The sequence below is a fragment of the Allobosea sp. 117 genome, from assembly GCF_000702305.1.
GTDB lineage: Bacteria > Pseudomonadota > Alphaproteobacteria > Rhizobiales > Xanthobacteraceae > Ancylobacter.
Window position 1 is genome coordinate 134,609 of the sequence record NZ_JNLC01000017.1, and the last position, 24,655, is coordinate 159,263.

General features: G+C 66.4%; 19 protein-coding genes and 1 tRNA gene. 8 read left to right on the top strand and 12 right to left on the bottom strand.

The genetic code is table 11. The annotated features are described in order from the left end of the window. Positions 1-4 precede the first annotated feature (4 nt). Complete coding sequence (locus U742_RS0119065) at positions 5-1,366, top strand: nitrogen assimilation response regulator NtrX (protein ID WP_029355941.1); 1,362 nt, start codon at positions 5-7, stop codon at positions 1,364-1,366. A 60-nt stretch (positions 1,367-1,426) separates the two neighbouring features. On the opposite strand, the gene bla is transcribed toward U742_RS0119065, so the two are convergent. Then, positions 1,427-2,332: a class A beta-lactamase gene (gene bla / locus U742_RS0119070; RefSeq protein WP_029355943.1), complete on the bottom strand. Its 906-nt coding sequence runs from the start codon at positions 2,330-2,332 to the stop codon at positions 1,427-1,429. Positions 2,333-2,447: 115 nt separating this feature from the next. On the opposite strand from bla, the gene trkA reads away from it, so the two are divergent. The 4 genes from trkA (at position 2,448) to hflX (ending at position 7,192) form a co-directional block, all read left to right on the top strand. Continuing rightward, positions 2,448-3,824: a Trk system potassium transporter TrkA gene (gene trkA / locus U742_RS0119075; protein ID WP_029355945.1), complete on the top strand. Its 1,377-nt coding sequence runs from the start codon at positions 2,448-2,450 to the stop codon at positions 3,822-3,824. Between the two features lie 21 nt (positions 3,825-3,845). Continuing rightward, a complete protein-coding gene (locus U742_RS0119080; protein WP_029355947.1) occupies positions 3,846-5,294 on the top strand; it encodes a TrkH family potassium uptake protein in 1,449 nt (482 codons plus the stop codon). Between the two features lie 235 nt (positions 5,295-5,529). Beyond that, positions 5,530-5,784: an RNA chaperone Hfq gene (gene hfq / locus U742_RS0119085; protein WP_029355949.1), complete on the top strand. Its 255-nt coding sequence runs from the start codon at positions 5,530-5,532 to the stop codon at positions 5,782-5,784. Between the two features lie 115 nt (positions 5,785-5,899). Next, positions 5,900-7,192, top strand: a complete 1,293-nt coding sequence (gene hflX / locus U742_RS0119090; RefSeq protein ID WP_248310437.1) for a GTPase HflX — start codon at positions 5,900-5,902, stop codon at positions 7,190-7,192. A gap of 6 nt (positions 7,193-7,198) precedes the next feature. Here the strand turns inward: hflX and mazG are convergent, their stop codons facing one another. Beyond that, positions 7,199-8,026 carry a nucleoside triphosphate pyrophosphohydrolase gene (gene mazG, locus U742_RS0119095; RefSeq protein WP_029355954.1) on the bottom strand — a complete coding sequence of 276 codons (828 nt, stop codon included), beginning with the start codon at positions 8,024-8,026 and terminating at the stop codon, positions 7,199-7,201. A 237-nt stretch (positions 8,027-8,263) separates the two neighbouring features. On the opposite strand from mazG, the gene U742_RS22675 reads away from it, so the two are divergent. Next, positions 8,264-9,844: a GGDEF domain-containing protein gene (locus U742_RS22675; RefSeq protein ID WP_197028293.1), complete on the top strand. Its 1,581-nt coding sequence runs from the start codon at positions 8,264-8,266 to the stop codon at positions 9,842-9,844. 12 nt (positions 9,845-9,856) lie between these two features. On the opposite strand, the gene U742_RS0119105 is transcribed toward U742_RS22675, so the two are convergent. The 7 genes from U742_RS0119105 to U742_RS0119135 all read right to left on the bottom strand — a co-directional run bounded on the left by U742_RS0119105 (position 9,857) and on the right by U742_RS0119135 (position 17,148). Continuing rightward, the gene (locus U742_RS0119105) at positions 9,857-10,654 is read right to left on the bottom strand and encodes an MBL fold metallo-hydrolase (protein ID WP_029355958.1); all 798 of its coding nucleotides are present in this window, start codon (positions 10,652-10,654) and stop codon (positions 9,857-9,859) included. Positions 10,655-10,666: 12 nt separating this feature from the next. Then, a complete protein-coding gene (locus tag U742_RS0119110; RefSeq protein WP_029355960.1) occupies positions 10,667-11,440 on the bottom strand; it encodes a TatD family hydrolase in 774 nt (257 codons plus the stop codon). A gap of 5 nt (positions 11,441-11,445) precedes the next feature. Further along, complete coding sequence (gene metG, locus U742_RS0119115) at positions 11,446-12,993, bottom strand: methionine--tRNA ligase (protein ID WP_029355963.1); 1,548 nt, start codon at positions 12,991-12,993, stop codon at positions 11,446-11,448. Positions 12,994-13,026: 33 nt separating this feature from the next. After that, positions 13,027-14,070 carry a DNA polymerase III subunit delta' gene (locus U742_RS0119120; RefSeq protein ID WP_029355966.1) on the bottom strand — a complete coding sequence of 348 codons (1,044 nt, stop codon included), beginning with the start codon at positions 14,068-14,070 and terminating at the stop codon, positions 13,027-13,029. Continuing rightward, positions 14,067-14,771, bottom strand: coding sequence for a dTMP kinase (tmk, locus tag U742_RS0119125; protein ID WP_029355968.1), 705 nt, complete (start codon positions 14,769-14,771; stop codon positions 14,067-14,069). The genes U742_RS0119120 and tmk overlap by 4 nt, the downstream gene beginning before the upstream one ends. Before the next feature lie 2 nt (positions 14,772-14,773). Further along, positions 14,774-16,012, bottom strand: coding sequence for a D-alanyl-D-alanine carboxypeptidase family protein (locus U742_RS0119130; protein WP_081853102.1), 1,239 nt, complete (start codon positions 16,010-16,012; stop codon positions 14,774-14,776). Between the two features lie 77 nt (positions 16,013-16,089). Then, positions 16,090-17,148: a septal ring lytic transglycosylase RlpA family protein gene (locus tag U742_RS0119135; protein ID WP_248310438.1), complete on the bottom strand. Its 1,059-nt coding sequence runs from the start codon at positions 17,146-17,148 to the stop codon at positions 16,090-16,092. 769 nt (positions 17,149-17,917) lie between these two features. Here U742_RS0119135 and U742_RS0119140 point away from each other — a divergent pair. Beyond that, a tRNA-Ser gene (locus U742_RS0119140) sits at positions 17,918-18,007 on the top strand. A gap of 220 nt (positions 18,008-18,227) precedes the next feature. Here U742_RS0119140 and U742_RS0119145 read toward each other — a convergent pair. Further along, positions 18,228-20,756, bottom strand: coding sequence for a toll/interleukin-1 receptor domain-containing protein (locus U742_RS0119145; protein WP_081853103.1), 2,529 nt, complete (start codon positions 20,754-20,756; stop codon positions 18,228-18,230). 323 nt (positions 20,757-21,079) lie between these two features. Continuing rightward, entirely contained in the window at positions 21,080-22,399 is a 1,320-nt protein-coding gene (locus U742_RS0119150; RefSeq protein ID WP_029355975.1) for an NAD(P)/FAD-dependent oxidoreductase, read from the bottom strand. 348 nt (positions 22,400-22,747) lie between these two features. Between U742_RS0119150 and choX the strand changes: the two genes are divergently transcribed. After that, on the top strand, positions 22,748-23,692 hold the full coding sequence (choX, locus tag U742_RS0119155) for a choline ABC transporter substrate-binding protein (protein ID WP_029355977.1): 945 nt from the start codon (positions 22,748-22,750) through the stop codon (positions 23,690-23,692). On the opposite strand, the gene U742_RS0119160 is transcribed toward choX, so the two are convergent. Further along, positions 23,687-24,652: a GlxA family transcriptional regulator gene (locus U742_RS0119160; protein ID WP_029355978.1), complete on the bottom strand. Its 966-nt coding sequence runs from the start codon at positions 24,650-24,652 to the stop codon at positions 23,687-23,689. The two genes, choX and U742_RS0119160, sit on opposite strands and share 6 nt — an antisense overlap. Positions 24,653-24,655 lie beyond the last annotated feature (3 nt).

Genomic DNA, 24,655 nt, shown 5'->3' on the forward strand with positions numbered 1-24,655 from the left:
ACCCATGGCGACCGATATCCTGATCGTCGATGACGAGGCCGATATTCGTGGGCTGGTCGCCGGCATCCTGGAGGATGAAGGTTACGGAGCGCGTACCGCCAAGGACAGCGACGAGGCACTCGCCGCCATCGAGGCGCGCCGGCCGAACCTGATCTTCCTCGACATCTGGATCGAGCGCAGCAAGCTCGATGGCCTCCAGCTTCTGGAGAAGATCAAGGTCGATCACCCCGACGTGCCGGTGGTGATGATCTCCGGCCACGGCACCATCGAGACGGCGGTGGCGGCGATCAAGCAGGGCGCCTACGACTTCATCGAGAAGCCGTTCAACTCGGACCGGCTGATCCTCGTCGCCAACCGGGCGCTGGAGACGCTGCGGCTGAAGCGGGAGGTGCGCGACCTCAAGCAGCGCGCGCCGATCGCCCAGAAGCTGATCGGCCATTCGACCGCCATCAACCAGCTTCGCCAGACCATCGAAAGGGTCGCGCCGACCAACAGCCGCATCCTGATCGTCGGGCCATCGGGCTCAGGCAAGGAGCTCACCGCGCGCATGGTGCACGCCGCCTCGGCGCGTGCGACGGGGCCGTTCGTCATCATCAACGCCGCCGCCATCACGCCGGAGCGGATGGAGATCGAGCTGTTCGGCGTCGAAGGCGGGGAGGGGCGTCAGGTCGGCGCGCTGGAAGAGGCGCATGGCGGCACGCTATTCATCGACGAGATCGCCGACATGCCGCGCGAGACGCAGAACCGCATCCTGCGCGTGCTGGTCGACCAGAACTTCCTGCGCGTGGGCGGCGCGACGCGGGTCTCGGTGGACGTGCGCATCATCTCCTCGACCGCGCGCAATCTGGAGCGCGAGATCGCCGAGGGTCGCTTCCGCGAGGACCTCTATCACCGGCTCGGCGTGGTGCCGATCCGGGTGCCGCCGCTCGCCGAGCGGCGCGAGGACGTGCCGGAGCTGGTCGACTATTTTCTGGAGCAGATATCGCAGGGCACCGGACTGCCCCGCCGGCGCATCGCCGACGACGCGCTCGCAGTGCTGCAGTCGCATGACTGGCCGGGCAATATCCGCCAGCTCCGCAACAATATCGAGCGCCTGCTGATCCTCGCCACCGGCGATCCGGACGCGGTCGTCACCTCGTCCATGCTGCCGCCCGATGTCGGCTCCTTGGTGCCGAACCTGCCAACCGGAAATGGCGGCGAACATCTGATGGGCCTGCCGCTGCGCGAGGCGCGCGAGGTGTTCGAGCGCGAATATCTGGTCGCCCAGATCAGCCGTTTCGGTGGCAACATCTCGCGCACCGCCGAGTTCGTCGGCATGGAGCGCTCGGCGTTGCACCGCAAGCTGAAGGCGCTCGGCATCGGCTAGGCGCCGGTTCCAGCCGTCATGGCCTGGACAAGCCCGGGCATGACGACGCTCTGTTGGCTTTCACGCGCCCTGCGAGACGGCGATCGCGCGCGCCGCCTCGGCGATGGCGGCGTTCCGGCTCGCGGCATCGCCGCGGCTCTGCGTCAGGTAGATCGCGACCACCAGCGGCGCGCGCCGCGGCGGCCAGGCTATGCCGACGTCGTTCGCCGTGCCGTTCTCGCCCGTGCCCGTCTTGTCGCCGACGCGCCAGTCGCCCGGCACACCGGCGCGCAGCCGCGTGTCGCCGGTCTTGTTGCCGACCAGCCAGCCGGTCAGCCGGGCGCGCGAGGCCGGCTGGAGGGCGTCGCCCAGCACCAGCCGGCGCAGATTTCCGGCCATGGCGGCCGGCGTCGTGGTGTCGCGCTCATCGCCCGGCGCCGCTTCGTTCAGCGCCGTCTCCCAGCGGTCGAGGCGGGTGAGGCGATCGCCGAGCGAGCGGGCGTAGGCGGTGAGGCCGGCCGGCCCGCCTATCGCCTTGAGCAGCAGATTGCCGGCGGTGTTGTCGCTCAGCGTCACCGCCGCCTCGCACAGCGCGTCGAGCGTCATGCCGTCGTCGACGTGCTTCTCGGCTGCCGGCGAATAGGTGACGAGATCGGCACGCGTGTAACGGACCACCCGGTCAATCCGCTCGCTGCCGGCGTCGACCCGGGCGAGAACGGCGGCGGCGGCCAGCGCCTTGAACGTGCTGCACATCGGGAAGCGCTCGGCCTCGCGATAGCCTTCGACCGCGCCGTCCGTGCCGTCGATGAGCGCGACGCCCAGCCGTCCGCCTGTCTTCGCCTCGATGCCGCGCAGGCTCGCCGTCAGGGCCTCCCGCGTCCCGGTCTGGCTGGATTGCGCCGCCCGCGCGGCGCCCGGGCGGAGGAGGAGCGTACCCGCCGCAAGGCCGGTCAGCGCGAAGGCGAAGTCCCGTCTCGCGATCCTCATATGTACTGATCCTGTCTGGCGTCTCCAGGCTCTCGCGAACCTGCTATAGAGTGAATCGACGGCCAGATCGGACATGCGTCCGGCGGCGGTTCAATGGCGGCGGAGAGACGTCTCTATGAAGGTGGTCATTTGCGGCGCGGGGCAGGTCGGCTTCGGCATCGCCGAGCGGCTGGCCGCGGAGCAGAACGACGTGTCGATCATCGACACCTCGCCGCGCCTCATCCAGGCGATCACCGACACGCTCGACGTCCGCGGCTTCGTCGGCCACGGCTCGCACCCGGACGTGCTGGCCCGCGCCGGGCTCGAGGCCGCCGACATGCTCATCGCCGTGACGCTGCACGACGAAGTGAACATGGTCGCCTGCCAGGTCGGCCATGCGCTGTTCGACGTGCCGACCAAGATCGCCCGGGTGCGCGCGCAGAGCTATCTGCAGGGGCATTGGCGCGACCTGTTCTCCCGCGACCACCTGCCCATCGACGTGGTGATCTCGCCGGAGATCGAGGTCGGCGAGATGGTGCTGCGCCGCCTCTCGCTGCCCGGCGCCATCGACACGGTGAATTTCGCCGACGGGCAGGTGGTGGCGGTCGGCGTGGTGTGCCTGGATGAATGCCCGGTGCTCGACACACCGCTGCGCCAGCTCACCGAGCTGTTCCCGGATCTGCGGGCCGTGGTGGTGGCGGTGAACCGGAAGGGCAGGGTGTTCGTGCCGCGCTCCTCCGACGCGCTGGTGGCCGGCGACATCGCCTATTTCATCGCGCATAGCGACCATGTCACCCGTACGCTGTCGATCTTCGGCCATGACGAGCTGCCGGCGCAGCGCATCGTCATCGGCGGCGGCGGCAATATCGGGCTCTATGTCGCGCGCGAGCTGGAGCGCCGCAATCCGAAGGCGCGCACGAAGATCATCGAGGACAATGCGGCGCGGGCGGAGGCCATCGCGCAGGAGCTCGGCCGCACCGTGGTGCTGCACGGCAGCGCGCTCGACCGCGCCATATTGGAGGAGGCGGCGGTTGGTGACGCCGACACGATGATCGCCGTCACCAATGACGACCGCGTCAACATCCTGTCCTGCCTGCTGTCCAAGGAACTCGGCGCGCAGCGCATGCTCTCGCTGCTGAACGATCCGAACTATCCCGGCTTCGCGCGCGGGCTCGGCATCGACGCCTATGTCAATCCACGCCAGATCACCGTGTCCAAGGTGCTCCAGCACGTCCGCAAGGGCCGCATACGCGGCGTCCACTCGTTGCTCGACGGCGCCGGCGAGATGATCGAGGCGGAGGCGCTGGAGACCTCGCCGCTGGTCGGCAAGCCGCTGCGCTCGCTCGATCTCTTCGACGGCATGCGGATCGGCGCGGTGGTGCGGGCCGGCAAGGTGATGCTGCCGCGCGGCGACACCGTGGTGCAGGCGGGCGACCGGGTCGTGCTGTTCGCGCTGCAGGACAAGGTGAAGCGTGTCGAGCAGCTATTCCGCGTCAGCCTCGAATTCTTCTGAGGGCAGGGAGGTCGCGCGGGGATGATCGCGGTCGCCCAGCGAAGCGTTCTGGCGGCAGGCGTGGTGGCGGGCTTCATGCTGTTCGCCGCGCTGATCGGCATCGCCCATGGCGAGCGCGAGATGTTCGCCTATGTGCTGACCGCCGCGCTGATCGTCTTCGCCGCCGGCGCCGTGCATTTCGGCACGCGCAGCCAGCCGGCGCGGTTCGACCGGCTGTCCTCCTACGTGCTGCTGGTGATGCTCTGGGTCGGGATCCCGGTCGTCGCCGCCATTCCGGTCGCGATGACGACGCCGCTCGGCCCGGTCGACGCCTGGTTCGAGGCGGTGGCGGCGCTGACCACCACCGGCGCCACGCAGATCCACGAGATCGAGAATCTTCCGGCGTCGACGCTCGCCTGGCTGCTGTCGCTGCAATGGCTCGGCGGCCTCCTGACGCTGGTCGGCTTCATCGCCGTGCTGGCGCCAGCCGGCATTGGCGGGCTGCCCGATCGCGCCACCCACGCCGCCCAGCACTGGCAGAGCGAGGCGACCGCGCTCGACGACGCGCTGAGGCAGGTGCTCCCGATCTATGTCGGCGCCACGCTCGCCTGCATGCTGGCGCTGTTCGCGCTCGGGGTGAGCGGCTTCGAGGCGTTCGGCCTCGCCAGCGCGGTGGTCTCCACCGGCGGCCTGCTGCCGGACGCCGACGGCATCGCCGCCTATGGCGACGAGGCGGTGAAGATCGTGCTCATGGTCTTCATGCTGATCGGCGGCACCAGCATTCTGTGGCACCGCATGCTGGTGACGCGCCGTTTCCGCCTCGCCCTGGCCCAGCACGAGAATCTCGCCGTCATCGCCGTCGCGGGGATGATCGGGCTGCTGGTGGCCGCCGCCTGGTTCCGGGCGCCGGGCGAGGAGTGGCCGCTCACGATCGCGCTCGAGGACGGCCTGTTCACCGGCATATCGCTCGTCACCACCACCGGCATCGAGCCGCATGCCGGCGCCTTCGCCTCGCTACCGCTGTCGCTGGTGACGCTGCTGGTCTTCGTCGGCGGCGCCAGCTTCTCGACCTCGGGCGGCATCAAGATGTACCGCCTCGGCCAGATGGTGGTGCAGAGCATCATCGAGGTGGAGCGGCTGATCCACCCCCATGAGGTGCGTCCGCGCCGGCTCGGCATGCAACGCGCCTCGCTGCAGACGATGAAGGCGATCTGGCTCTGCTTCGCCGTGGCCTGCATCTGCGTCGTCACGCTCGCGGCGCTGATCGCGCCGGCGATGCCGAGCTTCGAGGCCGCCTATGTCGCCGCGATCGCCGTGCTCACCAATGCCGGGCCGATCTACCTCGTGCCGTGGCAGCCCGGCGTGATCTGGCCGGAATGGGGAACGCTGCCGGTCTATGCACAGGTCGTGCTGGCCGCCGGCATGATTCTCGGGCGCCTGGAAATACTGGTGGCGCTGGGTCTCGTGCACTTCGCCTGGTGGCGCGGCTAGGATTGTTATTGGCAAACAGACGCTTCGCCGGAGGTGCGGCGATGCGACCCGCCGTCAAAATCCGTCGGTCGGGGCGCCGCGGGCGGGTGGCGTCAATTGATCTTGCGCGATAGACATGGTGTGCGATGCTTGCAACGCACGTCTTCTTATGCTGCGGCCTTCCCCGGACGGGCTGTTCCGCACTGTATGAAGACGACCGCGCCGGCGCACCATCAAACAACGGATCAAAAAAACCATGGCCGCGGATCGTTCCCAGAACCTCCAGGACACCTTTCTCAACCACGTCCGCAAGAACAAGACACCTCTCACCATCTTCCTGGTCAACGGCGTCAAGCTGCAGGGGGTGGTGACCTGGTTCGACAATTTCTGCGTCTTGCTTCGCCGCGACGGGCATTCGCAGCTCGTCTACAAGCACGCGATCTCGACCATCATGCCCGGCCATCCGGTCCAGCTCTTCGAGGCGCCGGACGAGGCCGGAGAGAAGGCTTGATTTGGAACTGAAGAGCGCCCTTCGGCGCAAGACCTCGAAGGTCGCGCCGGGAAGCGAGGCCGATACCGCCACGGGTTCGGGCGAGCCGACGCGCGTGGTGGTCGTCGAGCCGTATCTGGTGAGGGCGAAGCCCGGCGATGCCGCGCCGCGCCGCTCGCCGGAGGCGCGGCTCGACGAGGCTGTCGGCCTTGCGCTGGCGATCGATCTCAACGTCGTCGGACGGGTCGTGGTCGCGCTCTCCATGGTGCGGCCGGCGACCTATATCGGCTCGGGTAAGACGGAGGAGATCGGCGACCTGGTGAAAGCCGAGGAAGCCGGCCTCGTCTTCGTCGACGCGCCGCTCAGCCCGGTGCAGCAGCGAAACCTCGAAAAGGCGTGGTCGGCCAAGGTCATCGACCGCACGGCGCTGATTCTCGAAATCTTCGGCCAGCGGGCGCGCACCAAGGAAGGCGTGCTGCAGGTCGAGCTCGCGCATCTGAACTATCAGCGCAGCCGGCTGGTGCGCTCGTGGACCCATCTCGAGCGCCAGCGCGGCGGCTTCGGCTTCCTCGGCGGTCCGGGCGAGACGCAGATCGAGGCCGACCGCCGGCTGATCGGCGAGCGCATCATCAAGATCGAGCGCGAGCTCGAACAGGTGAAGCGCACGCGTGCGTTGCATCGGGCGAGCCGCCGGAAGGTGCCGTATCCGGTGGTCGCGCTGGTCGGCTACACCAACGCCGGCAAATCGACGCTGTTCAACCGGCTCACGAGCGCGCAGGTGAGGGCGCAGGACCTGCTCTTCGCCACGCTCGATCCGACACTGCGGCAGGTGACGCTGCCGGGCGGGGACCGGATCATCCTCTCCGACACGGTGGGCTTCATTTCCGACCTGCCGACGCAGCTCGTCGCCGCCTTCCGCGCCACGCTGGAGGAGGTCATCGAAGCCGACATCATCCTGCACGTACGCGACATGGCGCACGAGGACGCCGAGGCGCAGGCGCAGGACGTCGACGACGTGCTCGCGGACCTCGGCATCGATCCGGCGGACCATGGGCGGGTCATCGAGGTATGGAACAAGATCGACCTGCTCGATGAGGACGGTCGCGAGGGGCTGCTGAACATCGCCGCCCGCCGCCCCGGCGAGAGCCGGCCGATTCCGGTGTCGGCGCTGACGGGGCAGGGCATCGAGGAGCTTCTGCGCGCCGTGCAGCAGCGCCTCGGCCGCGAGCGCGTGACGCTCCATATCGGCCTCGATCCGGAGAACGGGGAGGGGCTGAGCTGGCTCTACCGGCATGCGGAGATCCTCGAACGCCGCGAGGCCGAGGACGGGCGCGTGCATCTTGCCGTGCGCGTGCCCGAGGACCGTGTCGAGCAGCTCGAGCGGCGCTTCGGCGCGAGCCGGGCAGGGCGCCGGCGGACCGCCGACTGAACGGCCCTACTCCGCCGCTTTGCCAGCCTGCCAGAGCGCTTCCATCTCCTCCAGCGTCGCGGCGGCCGGATTGCGCCCCTGGCGTGCCAGGGCTTCCTCTATACCATTGAATCGTCGAACAAATTTCTCGTTCGTGCCGCGCAGCGCCGCCTCCGGGTCGACGCCGAGATGGCGCGCGAGATTGGCCATGGCGAAAAGCACGTCGCCGATCTCCGCGGCGGCGGCGGCATGGTCGCCGACGGCAAGCTCGGCCTCGACCTCCGCGATCTCCTCGCGGATCTTGTCGAACACCGGCCCGGTGTCCGGCCAGTCGAAGCCGACCTTCGCCGCCTTGTCCTGAAGCTTGACGGCGCGGGTGAGGGCGGGTGCGGCGAGGGGAACGCCGCTCAGCACGCCCCCGCCCCGCATGCCGTCGTCCGGCAGGCCGCGGGCGGCGCGGCGCTCGGCGCGGATGCGTTTTTCCTCCGCCTTGATCTCGGCCCAGGCCGCGTTGACCGTGCCGACGTCGCGGCGCCCGGCATCGCCGAAGACATGCGGATGGCGGCGGATCATCTTCGATGTGATGGCCAGCACGACGTCGCCAAAATCGAACGCGCGCTGCTCCTGCGCCATACGGGCGTGGAAGACGACCTGAAGCAGGAGATCGCCGAGTTCGTCTGCGAGATCGTCGAGATCGCCGCGTGCGATGGCGTCCGCCACCTCATAGGCCTCCTCGATCGTGTAGGGCGCGATCGAGGCGAAGTCCTGCTCCAGGTCCCATGGGCAACCGGTGCCGGGCGTGCGCAGCGCGGCCGTGATGGCGAGCAATTGGTCGATATCGCGCGAAGGCTTCAAGGCAAGCTCCGTCTGCCGGCTCGATGGCCGGTGGCATGTCGAGGCGATCCTAACAGTTCGCGGCGGATTGGGGAGCGGGGAGCGCCACGGCATGGCACCCAGTCGCCACTATCAACAGTTCGCAGAAGACATATTATGGAAAATAAAATTCGGTCCAATTTTCCACATCTCCCAATCCGGCCTTTAATACCTAGGGTGGTATCCACGGAAGCAGGAGAATTCTGGAGCCGACCCATCGTGCGTCACCTGTTGCCGCGTATAAGCCTGCGTCTCCTGCTGCTGCTCGCGGCGCTGGTTGGACTGGTGCCGCTGTGCATCGTCCAGACGATCCGTCTTCAGGAAGACAAGGCCGCCGCGCTCGTCAATGCGGAACGGCACGTGCAGAAGCTCGCGCAGAATGTCGTGTCGCGGCACGACGAGTTCGCCCAACGCAGCCTTGGGCTGCTGAACGTGCTGGCGAAGATGCCCGAGGTGCGCCAGGCGCAGCCGGCCTGCGGCGACATCCTGCGCGAATTGCAGGCCACCCAGCTCTGGATCACCTCGCTCGAGCTGGTGGACGCGGCCGGCCGCGGCATCTGCGGCACCCAGGCCGATGGCTTCACCGTCAGCGGCCGGGCCTATTTCCGCGAGATGACTCGGACGAGGTCGTTCACGCTCTCGGAGGTTATCGACGGCAGCGAGGACACGCGCGACGTCATGGTCGCCCTGCTGCCGCTGCTCGGCACCACGGGCGAACTCGAACGCGCGCTGGTGCTCGGGCTCGACACCAACTGGATAAGCCGGGTCTCCGCCGAGATGTCCGGCATCCCCGGCGCGACCATGTTCGTGATCGACCGGCAGGGTCGCCACATCTTTTCCTCGTCCCACGCCGAGATGCTCTCGGATGAGGACGCGACGTTCTACCGGCAGCTCGGCGAGACGCCGGACGGTGCCGTCAGCCTGACGCCGCCCCTGGGCGAACCCTCGCTTTTCGGCATCCGGCGCATCGCCGACATCGGCGTGACGATCGCCGTTGGTGTGCCGCGCGCCATCATCGAGGCGCCGATCGAGCGCCGCTTCGCCCTTGAGATCCTGCTGATCGTGGCCGCCGGCCTCGCATCCTTCGCCGTCACGGTGCTGTTCGTCGAGCTCGCCGTGGTGCGCGGCCTGCAGCTCCTCAAGCGCTTCGCATCGGGCCTGCCGGCCAGCACGCCGGGCGCCACGGTGGCGCTGCCGCCCTCGGTCGCCGAGGTGAACGATCTGGCGCACAGCTTCAACAGCATGGTCACGCAGCTCGAAGGGCTTGCCTATCACGACCGGCTCACCGGCCTCGGCAACCGCCGGCTCCTCGACCGGCTTCTCGCCAACGCCGCCAATTCGCCCGGTCCCTTCGCCGTGCTGGCGATCGATCTCGACGCCTTCAAGCCGGTCAACGACGCCTATGGCCACCGCGCCGGCGACCAGGTGCTGGTGCAGATCGCCGAACGCCTGCGGGCGGCGATTCCCGAGGCTGCGCTCGTGGCGCGCACCGGCGGCGACGAGTTCATCGTGGTGCTGCATCGCGACCGGGCGGCCACCCGGCGCATCGCGGTGAGCCTGCGAGACGCGGTCTCCCACCCCTGCCCCGTCGACGATGTTCTGGTCCAGGTCGGGTGCTGCGTCGGCGTCGCCTTCGTCGAGGACGGCGTCATGATCCCCGATGCGACCGAGATGCTCGACCGGGCCGACGAAGCGCTCTACGAGGCCAAGCGGGCCGGACGCTCCCGCATCGTGGTGGCCAGCAGCCAGGTGGAACGGCTGCCGCGCCAGCGCCTGGCGGGCGGCGTCTATGCCGGTTGAGACAGCGCCCGGTCAGAGCGCGATGCGCATGCCGTCATAGGCCGGCTCGACGTTCGAGGGCAGCTCGCGCGCCAGCGTGGCGAAGTCGAGATCGTTGTGCAGATTGGTGAGGATCGCCCGGCGCGGCTTCAGACGCGCGATCCAGCCGAGCGCGTCGCTGACCGAGAAGTGGCTCGGATGCGGGTGATAGCGCAGCGCGTCGACGATCCACATGTCGAGCCCTTCGAGGAAAGGCAGGCTCTCCGGCGGCAGGTCGTGCAGATCGCTCGAATAGGCGAGACCGCCGATGCGGAAGCCATAGGCGATGATCGTGCCGTGATATTGCCTGAAGGGGATCGCCTCGATGCGGCCTCCCGGCCCATCGATCACCACCGGCTCGCCATGGCGGAAGCGGTGCTCGTTCAGGATCGGCGGATAGTCGCTCCCGGGCGGTGTCTCGAAGCAGTAGCCGAACCGGCTCATCAGGACGGGCGAGGTCTCCGCATCGACATAGACGTCGAGCCGGTGCCGGTTATGGATGGAGAGCGGGCGCAGATCATCGATGCCGTGGGTGTGGTCGGCGTGCTCATGGCTGAACAGCACGGCGTCGAGCCGGTCGACGCGGGCGTCGAGCAGTTGCTCGCGCAGGTCCGGCGAGGTGTCGATCAGCACGCGGGTAGGGGTGCTCTCCCCTTCCCTGCGCTCCACCAAGAGCGAGCAGCGCCGCCGCCGGTTGCGCGGGTCGTTCGGGTCGCAGGCGCCCCACCCCTGCCCGACGCGCGGCACGCCTGCCGAGGAGCCGCAGCCGAGGATGGTGAAGTCGGTTCCCATCGTGCTCCGCGCTCAGCTTGCCTTGGCGAACAGGCGGAAGAAGTTCGCGGTCGTCAGATCGGCCAGCGCCTCGGGCGACAGACCCCGCGTCTCGGCCAGAACGCGGGCGGTCTCGACCACGTAGGAGGGCTCGTTGCGCTTGCCGCGCCAGGGATTGGGCGCGAGATAGGGGGCGTCGGTCTCGACCAGCAGGCGGTCGGCGGGCAGCTCCTTCGCGATGTCGCGCAGCGGCGCGCCGGTCTTGAAGGTCAATATGCCGGAGAAGGACACGTAGCCGCCGAGCGCCACCGCGCGCCGGGCGAGGTCCGGTCCCGCTGTGAAGCAGTGGAGCACGAAGCGGAAGCCGCCCTTGGCACTTTCGTCCTCCAGGATCGCGGCGACGTCCTCGTCGGCCTCGCGGGCGTGGATGACGAGCGGCAGGCCGGTCTCTCGCGCGGCGGCGATGTGCAGGCGGAAGCCGGCATGCTGGTCCTCGCGTGGCGCGTTGTCGTAATGATAGTCGAGCCCGGCCTCGCCGATCGCCACCACCTTCGGATGGTCGGCTTCGCGCAGCAGCTCGGCGAGCGTCACGTCGCGCTCCTCGCCGGCATTGTGCGGGTGGGTGCCGACCGAGCAGAACACGTCGTCGAAGCGCTCGGCGATCGCCCTCACCTCGCCCGAGCGGCGCACCCGCGTGCCGATGGTCACCATGCGGCCGATGCCGGCAGCGCGGGCGCGGTCGACCACCGCGTCGATCTCGGCGGCGAAATCCGGGAAGTCGAGATGGCAGTGGCTGTCGACCAGCATGAAGCTCATTCCGCCGCCGGCTCGACATAGCGCGGGAACACCCCGACCGGCGCCGGCAGCGCGGTGCCGCCCTTGAGCCGGCCGGCCGCGCCGAGGCTGGAGAATTCGCGCGCCTCCGGCGGCACGGCGATGAGGTCGAGCAGCTTGGCGGCGCTGCCCGGAATGAAGGGCTGGGCGAGCAGCGCCACCTGCCGGATCACCTCGGCGGTGGTCCAAAGCACGGTGCCGAAGCGTTCCGGGTCGCTCTTGCGCAGCTCCCACGGGGCGCTCGCGGCGAAATAGCGGTTGGCGTCCGCCACCACGGCCCAGATCACCGCCAGCGCCTGGTGGATCTGCTGGCCCGCCATCACCTCGCGCGCCTTGTCGGCCATGGCGTCGGCGCCGGCGAGGATCGCCGCGTCGTCCGGCGAAAGCGCGCCGGGCTCGGGCAGCACGCCGCCGAGGTTCTTGGCGATCATCGAGAGCGAGCGCTGGGCGAGATTGCCGAGGTCGTTGGCGAGATCGGCGTTGGTGCGCGCGACGATCGCCTCGTGGCTGTAGGAGCCGTCCTGGCCGAACGGAATCTCGCGCAGCAGGAAATAGCGCAGCGCGTCGACGCCATAGGCTTGGGCGAGATCGAAGGGGTCGATGACGTTGCCGACCGACTTCGACATCTTCTCCCCGCGATTGTGGATGAAGCCGTGCGCGAACACGGTCTTAGGCGGCTCGACGCCGGCCGACATCAGGAAGGCCGGCCAGTAGACCGCGTGGAAGCGGATGATGTCCTTGCCTATGATGTGCAGGTTCGCCGGCCAGTAGCGGCGGAACAGCTCGTCCTCGGTGTCGGGATAGCCGACGCCGGTGATGTAGTTGGTGAGCGCGTCGACCCACACATACATCACGTGCTCGGGATCGTCCGGCACCGGGATGCCCCAGTCGAAGGTGGTGCGGCTGATCGAGAGGTCCTGCAGCCCGCCCTTCACGAAGCTGAGCACCTCGTTGCGCCGCACATCCGGCCGGATGAAGTCCGGGTGGTTCTCGTACCAGGCGAGCAGGCGGTCCTGATAGGCGGAGAGGCGGAAGAAATAGCTCTTCTCCTCGGTCCACTCGACCGGGGTACCCTGTGGGCCGAGACGCACGCCCTCCGCGTTCAGCGTGGTCTCCTCCTCAGCGTAGTAGGCCTCGTCGCGGACCGAGTACCAGCCGGAATAGGAGCCCAGATAGATGTCGCCGGCCTCAGCCATGCGCCGCCAGATGGCCTGGCTGGAGGCGATGTGGTCTTCGTCGGTGGTACGGATGAAGCGGTCGTAGGAGACGCCAAGCAGCGCGTCCATTTCCTTGAAGCGGGTGGCGTTCTTGGTCGCCCAGTCGAGCGGCGACAGGCCCTGCTTCTGCGCCGTCTGCATCATCTTCAGGCCGTGCTCGTCCGTGCCGGTCAGGAAGCGCACGTCATGGCCGTCGAGCCGCGCGAAGCGGGCGATGGCGTCGCTCGCAATCTTCTCATAGGCGTGGCCGATATGTGGCGCGCCGTTCGGGTAGTCGATCGCGGTGGTGATGTAGAAAGCGGGCTTCACGCTCAATCCTGCGTCGCAAGGGAGCCCCGCGCGTCAGGGGCGCACGGCCTCTTCGAGCGACGCGAAGATCCTGAAAACGAATGTTTTGCGGTCGAGATTATAGACATCCGCGTCGACCGCGGCGCGGCGAACCTTCTCCCACACCTCCGGCAGGCGTGCAAGGCGCAGGACCGGCCGCTGGCGGCGGCCGGTCGCGTGGTCGGCGATCCAGTTCTCCACCGTCTCCACGAACCCCTCGAAGGCCCCTCCCCGGTCACCCTGGAGGCGTTCGCCGAGGGCGTGCAGCGCCTTGTCGTCGACCACCGGGAGCCGGTCGAGCAGGCCTTGCGTCGCCTCGCGGATGGCGAGGCCATCGCCGGCGAGCAGCGTCAATGCCTCGCGCACGCTGCCCTCGCTGGCGGCGGCGGCGTCCGCGATCCGGCTGCGGTCGATGTCCGGCATGCCGGCGGCGAGTTCCTCGACCGCCCGTGCCACCTCCTCGACGCTAAGCGGGCGCAGCGGCACGGCGCGGCAGCGCGAGCGGATGGTCGGCAGCAGGCGCCCCGGCGCGTGGCTGATCAGCAGGAACAGCGAGCGTGCCGGCGGCTCCTCCAGCGTCTTCAAAAGCGCGTTGGCGCCCTGCGCGTTCATCTCGTCGAGCGTGTCGACGATGCAGACGCGCCAGCCGCCCAGCGCCGCGGTCGAGCCGAAGAAGCTGCGCACCCGCCTCACCTGCTCCGCCGGGATCATGGTCGGCAGGCGGCCACCCTCCCCCGGCACGCGCCGCAGGACCAGCATGTCGGGATGCGATTGCGCGGCGACCTGCCGGAACACCGGATGGTCCTTCGGGACGTTGATCGGATCGTCCTGATCGTACCGAGCATGTTGGCCGGCCAGCACGAAACGGGCGACCCGATAGGCGAAGGTGGCCTTGCCGACGCCCTGCGGTCCGCCGATCAGCAGCGCATGCGGCAGCCGCCCGGCGTCCCACGCCTCGCGGACCATCGCTTCGGCAGTGTGGTGGCCGTATAATACCTCACGGTCGCGTGGATGCGGTGTTCCCTCCAGCCGATCGGCTTCCGGCGTCTCTCCGCTCATCCGGCCTTTTCCATCTTCTGCGAGGCGTTCAGGAGGCGCTCGCCGACGGCGTCCCATACCGCAGCCGCGACACTCTCGGCCGCGCCATGGGCATCGACCAGCACGCAGCGGGCGGGCTCGCGTTCGGCAAGCTCGCGGAAGGCATCGCGCAGGGTGCGGTGAAACTGGATGTCCTCGGCCTCGAAGCGGTCGGCCCCGGCGCCCGAGCGGGCGGCGGCACGGGCGAGCCCTTCTTCGGCCGGCAGATCGAGGATGAGGGTCAGGTCCGGGCGCGTGTCGCCGACGGTCACCCGCTCCAGCGCCTCGATCATTCGCGGGTCGAGATTGCCGAGCGAGCCCTGATAGACCCGCGTGGAATCGGCAAAGCGGTCGGAGATCACCCAGGCGCCGCGTGACAGCGCCGGCAATATCGTGACGTCGATGTGGTCGGCGCGGGCGGCGGCGAAGAGCAGCGCTTCCGCCATCGGCCCGAGGGGCTTGGCGGCGCCGGAGAGCAGCACGTGGCGGATCGCCTCGGCTCCGGGAGAACCTCCCGGCTCGCGCGTGGTGACGACCTCAAGGCCTTGGGACCGTAGCCTTTCCGCCAGCAGGCGGGTCTGCGTCGACTTGCCGGTCCCCTCCCCGCCTTCGAAGGTGATGAAACGCCCGCGCGCGGTGCGTTTCGAACGGCGCGGCGACGCCGAGCGGGCTCGCGCCTGCACGATCAGCTCCTCAGCTTCGCGTAACCCTGGCGGACGAGGCCCACCACGAGTTCATAGGCGCCGTCCATGGCGCGGCGCCACAGCGGCCCCTGCTCCACGTCCTCGGCGGCCAGCAGCGGCACGTCGAGCGCGATCTGATCGCCGCGGAACACGCGCAGGCGCGCGAGCTCGGTGCCCTTCGTGACCGGCGCCGGGATCGGCCCTTCATACTGGATGCGGGCGGTGATGCGCTCGCCGCCCTCGCGCGGCACCAGCAGCTTGATCGGCCCGTCGCCGACCAGCGGCGCCCCGCCCCGCGCGCCGCCGTACAGCACCGCCTCGCCGACGATCTGGCCGGGCGCGAACAGGGTGCGCGACTCGAAGGAGCGATAGCCCCATTCGAGCAGCTTGCGGGCGTCCTCGGCGCGCTCCTTGTCGGTCTTGGCACCCATCACGACCAAGATCAGCCGCTGGCCGTTCTGCATCGCCGAGCCGACGAGATTATAGCCGAATTCCTTAGTGTATCCGGTCTTCAGTCCGTCGGCGCCGAGGCTCATGCCGAGCAGCGGATTACGGTTCAACTGTCGGATCTTGTTCCAGGTGAATTCGCGCTCGCTGTAGATCGGATAGAACTCGGGATAGGTGCGGATGATCGTCGTGGCGATCTTGGCCATGTCCCGCGCCGTCGTCTTCTGGTCGGGATTGTCGAGGCCGCTGGCGTTGAGGAAGCGCGAGCCGGTGAGGCCCATGCGAGCGGCCTCGTCGTTCATCTTGCCGCTGAAGGCCAGCTCGTTGCCGGCTATCCCCTCCGCGAGAATGATGGCGGCGTCGTTGCCGGACTGGATGATCTCGCCGCGCAGAAGATCGCCGACCTTGATGCGGCTGTTCAGGGCGGCGAACATGGTCGAGCTGCCGGAAGGTGCGCCGCCGGTGCGCCAGGCATATTCGCTCACCGTCATCTCGTCCTCGACGGAAAGCCGTGCCTCGCGGATCTCGCGGAACACCACCAGCATGGTCATCAGCTTGGTGAGGCTGGCCGGCGCGCCGGGCGTATCGGCATTGCGCTCGAACAGCACGGTGCCGCTGTCGTAGTCGATGAGGATGGCCTGCGGCGAGGCGATGTTCGGTGGTTCCGCCTGCGCCAGGAGTGGGCGGACGGCCGCGACGATGAGCGCGAGCGCCAGGCCGGCCGCCACGACGAGCCGACGGCCGGCCGATGCCGGCGCGCGACAGACATTGCGTGGCACGAGACGAGGCAGCATCGCCAAACCCTATCCTGCGGTACAGGCAGAGTTAACAGCCACGCCGGCCCGCAGCAATGCCGCCTTTCTGACCGACGTCAGTAGAGGCCGCGGCCGGTACTCACCGGGGTGACCATGCCGGCGGGCGCGTAATTGGCGACCGGCTGCGCGCCGACCACCCAACCCGTCGAGGAGAGCGAACCGCTGGTCGCCGCGGGCTTCTGGGGCGCCGTGCTCGCCACCTGAACCGGGCGCGGCGCCGGAGCGGCAGCGGGCGCCGGAGGCGCGACAGGCTGCGGAGCGGCGGCGACGGCGACGGGCTTCGGAGCGGCCGGTTGGGGGGCGGCGGGCTTCTGAGCAGGCGCCGCACTGGTCGTGGCGACGTGAGTCGCCGGCATCGGGATCGAGGTGGTGCGGGAGACGGCCGCCGGAGCCACCGCGACTTCGCTCTCCTGGCCCAGATCGAAGGGGCGGCTCGGCGGCGTCGGCGCATCGCTCGCGACGGGAAGCCGGCCGACCGGCGGCGCGGAGCCGTTGGACGCCACCATCACGGCGCCGCCATCCGACGGCGCAGGAGCCGAACCGTTCTCGCGCAGCGTCGCCATCAGCTTGCGGTCGTCGGAGCCGTCGAGCGGCGCGCGGCCGACATATTCGACGCGCACGCGGGCAGTGCCGCGATTCTTGAAGCCGAGCAGATCGGCCGCCTTGGCCGACACGTCGATCAACCGGTCGCTGTGATAGGGGCCGCGATCGTTCACGCGCACGATCAGCGAGCGCCGGTTCTGGAGATTGGTGATCCGGACATAGGACGGCATCGGCAGGGTCGGATGCGCGGCGGCGATGGAGGCCATGTCGAAGACCTCACCGTTCGCCGTGAGGCGGCCGTGGAAGTCGTCGCCATACCACGAGGCGAGGCCTTCCGCCTTGTAGCGCGCATTCTCCTGCGGAACATAGGTGCGGCCGGCGACCTGATAGGGCTTGCCGACACGATAGGTGCCGCCGCCCTTCGGAACGGGCTGGCCGAAGGCCACCACGCGCGGGCTCGCGGACACGCCGTATTTGGGATCGATCTTGCTGGAGAGCTTGCTGGACGTATTGCAGTTGGCGACCGTCAGCCCCACCCCGACGACCAGCAGGAGCCGGCCGAGATGCGGCATGGAAATGCGCGCCGAACCGATGCCGAAGGCGCGCCTGCGCTCGCGATACTGCCCCATACGTCCCCGACCGCTCCGCGGCGTTCCGTACTGCCTCGCATCGCGTGCCTTCTGGCATCTTCGAAGCGGGTGGAACGCGAACTCAACACACATCGCGCGCCTGTCACACGCGATCACTCTTTATGGCACAGGAGGCTGCCCGAGTGGGGCAAAAATGCGGCGGTCGCATCGATATGGTAAACGGAGCGTGAGCAACGCGCCAATATGGACGCCCTTCCGTTGGGGCATATTTCCAAGGAATTCAGCGGCATTCATACTCTGTAAACGAATGTCACGAACGAAACGTCCTGTTCTTCCAGTACGCTATCTGATCGTGTCTTAGAAGTATGGTTAATTGATTGGCTGGAATATTATTTAATTTCAATTAAAATACTGACTTCTGCAATAATCATAAGTTCTATAGACGCAAAAAACTTGTCTGTGCGTAGCGAATCGGCAGAGCACATATTGTGCAAGATGATGCTCCTCGCCTCGATTGCGTGCGACGAGCAGCTACGCAGCGCCCCCATCCTTGTCATGCTTTGGGCTATTTCTAGACAGCGGAGCTGCCTCTGGTGCCGCTGTACACGGCATCGCATCCCATCATGGCCCTCGATCCGTCCCGGCAACCATGTCACGGCGGGCCGTCGCCGATGGAATCGACCTTCCGGTGCCGTGGTGGCGTGTTCGGCTATGGACGACGGCGCAAAATCCGGCGATATGCGTCGCGCCGGGAAGGGTGGCCGAGTGGTTTAAGGCAGCGGTCTTGAAAACCGCCGTGGGTGCAAGCCCACCGTGGGTTCGAATCCCACCCCTTCCGCCAAACACCGCCGATTGCCGCATAAATGGACAGGGTATCGCCTTACTTATCAAGCAGATAGCCGGTTGCGGGCCGCTGACCTTGGGCGAGGGGTTCTCGCACGCCCCACCGGGCAGTATAGCTCCTTCAAGGGGTAAAAATCGCAGCGGCGCAAAAAATGATCAGCATGGTGCGGTTGATCGCAATCCAGGCTCGGCCGCAAATACCTGTCAGTGCTCACCAATTATTCAGACTGCGACATCATGGAGCCAAGTAGCCGCGTGCTGCGCTCTAACTCTGCAGCCGACTGATACTCTATCAACTGAGTTCGCTCGGCGTCTTCCTCGTCCGTCAAGCCATTCTGCGCTTGTTTGCGATTCAGTATCGACAGACGAAGACCTCGATGGACGGGCGCACTTGTGTCGCGGAGCCGACTCCAAAGCCCTTCAGCCGCTTCGACCTCACCAAATCGAATTTCATATTTGCAGCGTAGCCCGACCTGAGCGTCGTGATTAGTACCACCAAATCGCTTCTGAATACGCCCGAGCGTGGCCAAGGCGCTTTCGCTTCCACCTGCCTCGATCTCACAGTTCGCCAAATTGGCGAGCACCTCAAAGGGAGGGTTCGCTATCTTTTGGTCAGCAATACGGGCGAAGCGTAGTGCATCGTCGGGATTCCCGTTCGCTTGTTCAAATGTAGAGCGGCGATGCTCGGCAAATCCGCTTGAGTCAACGCGCTCAAGCACCTCAAGGGCGCGTTCAGCAGCGGGGAGATCACCGAGCCGAAGCGCAATCGTGCATCTTAGATCGACTACGTACCGATTTTGCAGCGATTGCTGCTCGGCCTGCAGAATATGCTCTTCGGCGGCTGGGAGATTGCCTAATTCAAAAAAGCAGCTTGCCAGTTCCCGGTGAATGGCGACACCTCGACGACCGTTGGCGAGGCTCTTCTTGTAAGCATCGATCGCTTCTGGATACTCCCGCTTTCGCCGTGCGGCGAACCCCCGCACATAGTAGGCTTCCTTAAGTTCGCCGAGGCGAAGTAGCGCGCTAATATGCTCCTCTGCTTCATCGTATTGCTCCTTACGAATGAGAGCCTGCGCAACATAGCGCCGCACGTCGACGTTGTCGGGTCGCGCGTCCAAAGCGGACGAGCCATACTTGATAGCGAGGTCGTAGTCCTGGTCGTGATAGCTCCTAGTTGCGACGTCAATCAGGTCAGCAGCAAATCCAATCGCAAAGCGAGAGTTAGTCTGGCTTCCTGCAAAGAGGTTGGCACGGAAGATTGTTTGTCCAAGATCGAGGCGCGAGTCATCGTCGGGTTCGCTTGCTAGGTATGCTTCGAGAAGTTCGCTCACTTTCTTGCTATCGACGCGTAGTCCGCCGAACGCTCTGTACGCTGCATCACGAATGGGCTCTGAGATGCGATAGTGCATCCCGGCAGGCAAAATAAAAGCGAGGTCGAGCAAGAAGTTCAGGTCATCACTGGCATCCAGCGGCGTTCTCGCGCAGTATGCCACAATAACCTGAAGCGGCAGAGGGCTGAAGCTTGAAAGGAGCTGCAAGATCGTCTGCATGCTTGGTGTTAGAGAACTATTTTCTTTCAAATGGCGAAGAAACTGCTCGGCACTGAAGTTCACCAACGCTCGCTGGTCGGCAACAACTTGCGGGATTCCGCGGAGCCGAGCCTCATCGAGAATGAATCGCACAGCGGGAGGGTAGCCGCGGGCGTAGGTTGCGATCGCGGAAAGCGCTGCCCGATCAAATACCAATCCAATGTCGCGTCCCGCGATGCGCAAAAGGTTCTGTGTTGACGAGTGATCGAGTTCAGGGACGCGCACTGACGGACGCGGGTTCTCGACAGATCCATATAGCCTTCTGCTAGAAACGATCATCGCGTCTGTGTCTATATCAGACGCAATCGCGTTATATAGCGCGTCGAACTCAGGTCTCATCACGCCGTTTTCGGTGGCCAGGGCTCCGTCATCGACAAAGACCGGTAACGTCCCGGCCTGACAAGCTTGGCGCAGCAGAGAGGTTATCTCACTAACTAGGTCTGCCTGCGGCTTTTGCTCCTGTTGCTTCAGGAAAGCCGTCAAATCGGACACACCACCCGGTGAAATTGCTTCGGCAACGCGGATCGAAGTTTCAGGCAGGAGGTCGCCCGCACGGAGGTTGATTAGCAAGGTTGAGGCAAACGACAGGTTATCGCGCGCAACGGCCTGGACGAGGGAGCGTCTGCCGATACCTTTTAGGCCATAAACGATTAAAGGTGGGCGAAAGTTGGGGTCTGTGAAACTCGATATGATTTCGAGCGATTGTTCTATCTCGGCCCGACGCCCGACAAAGTATGTCGGAATGCGCTCTCTGAGACGTTGGCTGATGATGCGCCGGATGTCAGTTGCGATCAGCCCCGGCTGTGTCTCCTTTCTGATAAGCGTCACCCTCATCCATTCGGGAAGATCGGCGTGGGTTAACTCCTGATCAACGATATACGTCGTCACTTTGCTAAGCGCCTTCTTAATGAGCGCTTCGGAGGCGAGTTCGATTTCGAATTTCACCCAATCCCGGCCGAGAGCGGCTCGGCTTGCGAACAGAATGAACACATCTGATCGATCGATACCCTTGGTAATCGCATCGCGGAACTCGTCGCCGGTTTGGAACTCGAACTCATCGTAAATGACAGCAGCCCGCCCGAGATCGCGCGCAACCTCTCTCACGATATTCTTGTCAACATGACCATGAGATAGAAAGGCTCTTGGGAACTTCATCATCTTTGAATCTTCTTCGCTTTGTCGAGTTTTATTGCATTTAGTGGCAGTCGCGGCCAAAGATTTTCGACTATGATGATAGCGTGTGCCGATTTTCAGAGCCAGCCGTGGTTGGACTTGTTTCGGTAAGAAGGGCGGTGCCCCTTATCGCTCGCGCGCGAGGTGAAGTCGTCAGTCATGCGTGTAATGGACACGCTTCAGATAGCGATCTTCGATATGATTTCAGCCCATTAAGGACAAATCTCATGTGTCATTTTGGAGGGCTATAGCGTAGACGTAGTTCTCTGTTTCATCGGCTTCGGCCCGCCATCCGAGCTCCCGCCCGTTCAGGCGGCCCGCTCGCCCTTCTTCATCGCCCGCCGATCCTGCGCCGCGTAGACGGCGAAGGCCAGCGGGATGAACCACGGATAGCCGTTATAGAGCGGGATGGCCGGCGGCGGTTCGAACTCGAAGGCGGAAGGCGGTTCGCTGGCGTCGCCGAGCAGCTTCAGCGCGGCCTTCCTCGCCGTCCAGCGCGCCCACACCACGCCCGATCCGCAGAAGCCGGTGGCGTAGTGGATGCCGCCATGTACGAAGATGCGCGGGATCATGTGCCGGTGCATTGCCACATGGCCGAACCAGCTATGCGAAAGGCCTATGCCGGCGAGCTCGGGGAAGATGCGTTCGAGCTCGGCGCGCAGATGGTCGGTGGGCTCGTGCGGGTCGCCGGTGGTGGTGCCGTCGCGCCCGCCGAACAGAATGCGCCGCCCGTCCGGCGAAGGGCGGTAGTAGTAGCTGAGCTTGCGGCTGTCGACATGCATCATCCGCTTCGGCATCGCACGCGCCATCTGCTCGGGCGTCAGCTCCTCGGTGACGATGATGCGGCTGCGGACCGGCACGATGCGGCGCCGCAACCAGGGATCGGCTCCGTCGGCATAGCCGTTGGTGCAGACCAGGAGGTCGCGCGCCTGCAGGGTTCCGCGCGATGTCGACAGGGTGAAGCCATGCGCGGCCCGCTCGACTTTTTCCACCGTCGTGAGCTCGTGGACGCCGGCGCCGGCGGCGAGCACACGCTCCAGCAGTCCGTTCAGGAACTTGGCCGGATGCAGCCCGCCAATGTCGAAGCGCACGCTGCCGCCGCGATAGAAATCGGTGCCGATATAGGTGTGCTGCTCCGAGCGCGGCACCATCACGCTATCGACGCCGAGGAGGCGCCGGCGCTCCTCCGCCTCACGGGCGAGCGCCTCATAGTCGGCGGCGTTGAGCGCCCCCTTGAATAGGCCGGAGAGGTGGAAGTCGCAGGCGATCTTCTCCTCGTCGAGGAAGCGGTAGAGGTCCTCGCGCGCCGTCTTGCCCTCCTTCACGATCGCGACAGCGCGGGCCTCGCCGAAATTGCGCCCGAGCTCGGCAAGGCTCGGGCGGATCGAGCCGCTGGTCATGCCGCCATTGCGGGTCGAGGCGCCCTCCCCCATGCGCTGGCGGTCGAACAGCGCCACGGAGCGCCCTGCCCGCGCAAGGGTGAGCGCCGCGCTCAGGCCCGCATAGCCGCCGCCGATGACCGCGACATCCACGTTGCGCGGCAGGTCCGTGCCCGGCACGCGGGGAAGCGGCGCCTCGTCCCACCAATAGGGCTGGGCCGCGAGCGACGACGAGGCGGGTGCCGGCATTTCATGTCCTTTGACGGGAGAAGCGGCTCGCCATACCGCGATATGGCCGGATGCGCGGCCGAGTCGCCCTTCGTTGAAGGTCAGCACGATGGCGGCGGATGCTGTCGCGCACAATGGGCGTCAGGCAACGACCGTGTCCCTCTTGTCATGAGTGGCGCGGCGGCTGTTGCGGCTTCGGATAAGCGGCCTCCTGTTTTCCCGCGACAGGGGTGCGGAACCGGGGTCAAGCAACCTTGCGTAGTCGGTCATGACGGCTTCGGAATATGTCAAGCAGCGTGCAGCCCGGGGCGTAGGCTTCCTCTGCGGTGCCGATATCAGCGGCATGATCGCCAACATGAGGGAACAGCAATGATTTCACGCAGTCTCGTTGCCTGCCTCACCTTGTCCGCAACGCTCGTGGCATCCCCTGCCTTCGCCGGCGATCCGGCGTCCTGTGCCAAGCCGCGCTTCTCGGACGTGGGATGGACCGACATCACCGCCACCACGGCGATTGCGAGCCAGATACTGGGCAGCCTCGGCTACAAGCCGGACGTCGCCATGCTGTCTGTCGCCATCACCTTCAAGACGCTGGAGAACGGCGACCGCGACATCTTCCTCGGCAACTGGATGCCGCTTCAGGAGCCGACGCAGGTGCCGCTCGTCAAAGCCGGCAAGATCGAGGTCGCCGCCACCAACCTCAAGGATGCGCGGGTCGGCTTCGCCACCTCCAAGGACGCCTATGCCGCCGGCCTGAAGACCTATGCCGACATCGCCAAGTTCAAGGACCAGCTCGGCGGCAAGCTCTACGGCATCGAGGCCGGATCGAGCGCCAACAGCACCATCTCCAAGATGATCGCCGAAAACACCTTCGGCCTCGGCGGCTTCACTTTGGTGGAGTCGAGCGAGCAGGCCATGCTGGCGCAGGTCTCGCAGCGGATTAAGCAGAAGCAGCCGATCGTCTTCTTCGGCTGGCGGCCGCATCCGATGAACATCAACGTGCCGATGGCCTATCTCGAGAAGGGCAACGACGTCTTCGGGCCCAATGACGGCGGCGCCACGGTGATCACGCTGACCCGGCCGGGCTATTCCAAGGAATGCCCGAATGTCGGCAAGCTGCTCTCCAACCTCGTGTTCGATGTCGCAATGGAGGATCGGCTGATGAGCGACATCCTCGACAAGGGCATGCAGCCCGAGGCGGCGGTGAAGGCGTGGATGAAGGAGAACCCGGCCGCTCTCGACCGCTGGCTCGATGGGGTGACGACCTTCGACGGCAAGCCCGCCGCGGCGGCGGTGAAGAGCGGTCTCGGCCTATAGCCGGGCGCGTCGCGCCGCCGAGGGCGGCGTTCCGAACTGACGCCGGAACGCACGGGAAAGCGATGCGATGGCGGAAAAGCCGGTCCGCTCGGCGATATCCGCGATCGGCAGATTGGTATCGAGCACAAGGCGTCGCGCTGCGTTGAGCCGCAGCGCGACGTAATACGTTCCCGGAGAAACCTCGACGATCTTGTGGAACAGCATTTCGAGCCCCCGCGTCGATACCCCCACCCGCCGCGCGATCGCCTCGATCGTCAGCGGCCGGTCGATATGCGTCTCCATGAGGCGGATCGCTTCCGCGACGCGCGGCTCGTGCTGGCGGATGCGCCCCAGCGAGACGATGGGCTGGACATCGGAGCCGGTCCGCACCTCCTCATAGATGTACAGGCTGGCGACATCGAGCGCCGTCGAATAGCCGTTGCGTGCGCGGATCAGCGACAGCATGCAGTCGAGCGCCGGCGTCGCGCCGCCGGTCGTGAACACCGGCTCGTCCACCACGAAGCGGTCCGGCTGGACGTCGACGTTCGGGAAGCGCGCGGCGAAATCCTCCAGGTCTTCCCAGTGGGTGGTGGCACGGCGGCCGTCGAGCAGGCCGGCGAACCCCATCAGCCAGGAGCCGGATTCGATGCCGCCGACGATCGTCGAGCGCTTCGCGCCGGCGCGCAGCACCCTGAGAATCTGGGGGGTCGCGAAGCTCATCGCGTCGAAGGCCGCGATCACGATCAGGGCGCCCTGCTCCTTCGCCGGATCGAAGGTGCCGTCGACCGGTATCTGCAGCCCGCAACTGGCGATCGGCATCGCGCCATCGATCGAAACCAGCCTCCAGCGATAGGCCGACCGGCCGAGCACGCGATTGGCGCCGCGCATCGGGTCGAGCGTCGCCGCCAGCGACAGCAGCGACAGCCCCGAGAACAGCAACAGCGTCACATCCAGCGGTTCGTCGGAATGGGCAAAGATCATCGC

Excerpts from the sequence above, each read along its gene's own strand:
- U742_RS0119065 (WP_029355941.1), top strand. The coding sequence starts at position 5 with ATGGCGACCGATATCCTGATCGTCGATGACGAGGCCGATATTCGTGGG.
- bla (WP_029355943.1), bottom strand. The coding sequence starts at position 2,332 with ATGAGGATCGCGAGACGGGACTTCGCCTTCGCGCTGACCGGCCTTGCG.
- trkA (WP_029355945.1), top strand. The coding sequence starts at position 2,448 with ATGAAGGTGGTCATTTGCGGCGCGGGGCAGGTCGGCTTCGGCATCGCC.
- U742_RS0119080 (WP_029355947.1), top strand. The coding sequence starts at position 3,846 with ATGATCGCGGTCGCCCAGCGAAGCGTTCTGGCGGCAGGCGTGGTGGCG.
- hfq (WP_029355949.1), top strand. The coding sequence starts at position 5,530 with ATGGCCGCGGATCGTTCCCAGAACCTCCAGGACACCTTTCTCAACCAC.
- U742_RS0119105 (WP_029355958.1), bottom strand. The coding sequence starts at position 10,654 with ATGGGAACCGACTTCACCATCCTCGGCTGCGGCTCCTCGGCAGGCGTG.
- U742_RS0119110 (WP_029355960.1), bottom strand. The coding sequence starts at position 11,440 with ATGCTGGTCGACAGCCACTGCCATCTCGACTTCCCGGATTTCGCCGCC.
- U742_RS0119120 (WP_029355966.1), bottom strand. The coding sequence starts at position 14,070 with ATGAGCGGAGAGACGCCGGAAGCCGATCGGCTGGAGGGAACACCGCAT.
- U742_RS0119130 (WP_081853102.1), bottom strand. The coding sequence starts at position 16,012 with ATGCTGCCTCGTCTCGTGCCACGCAATGTCTGTCGCGCGCCGGCATCG.
- U742_RS0119135 (WP_248310438.1), bottom strand. The coding sequence starts at position 17,148 with ATGCCGCATCTCGGCCGGCTCCTGCTGGTCGTCGGGGTGGGGCTGACG.
- U742_RS0119145 (WP_081853103.1), bottom strand. The coding sequence starts at position 20,756 with ATGATGAAGTTCCCAAGAGCCTTTCTATCTCATGGTCATGTTGACAAG.
- U742_RS0119150 (WP_029355975.1), bottom strand. The coding sequence starts at position 22,399 with ATGCCGGCACCCGCCTCGTCGTCGCTCGCGGCCCAGCCCTATTGGTGG.
- choX (WP_029355977.1), top strand. The coding sequence starts at position 22,748 with ATGATTTCACGCAGTCTCGTTGCCTGCCTCACCTTGTCCGCAACGCTC.
- U742_RS0119160 (WP_029355978.1), bottom strand. The coding sequence starts at position 24,652 with ATGATCTTTGCCCATTCCGACGAACCGCTGGATGTGACGCTGTTGCTG.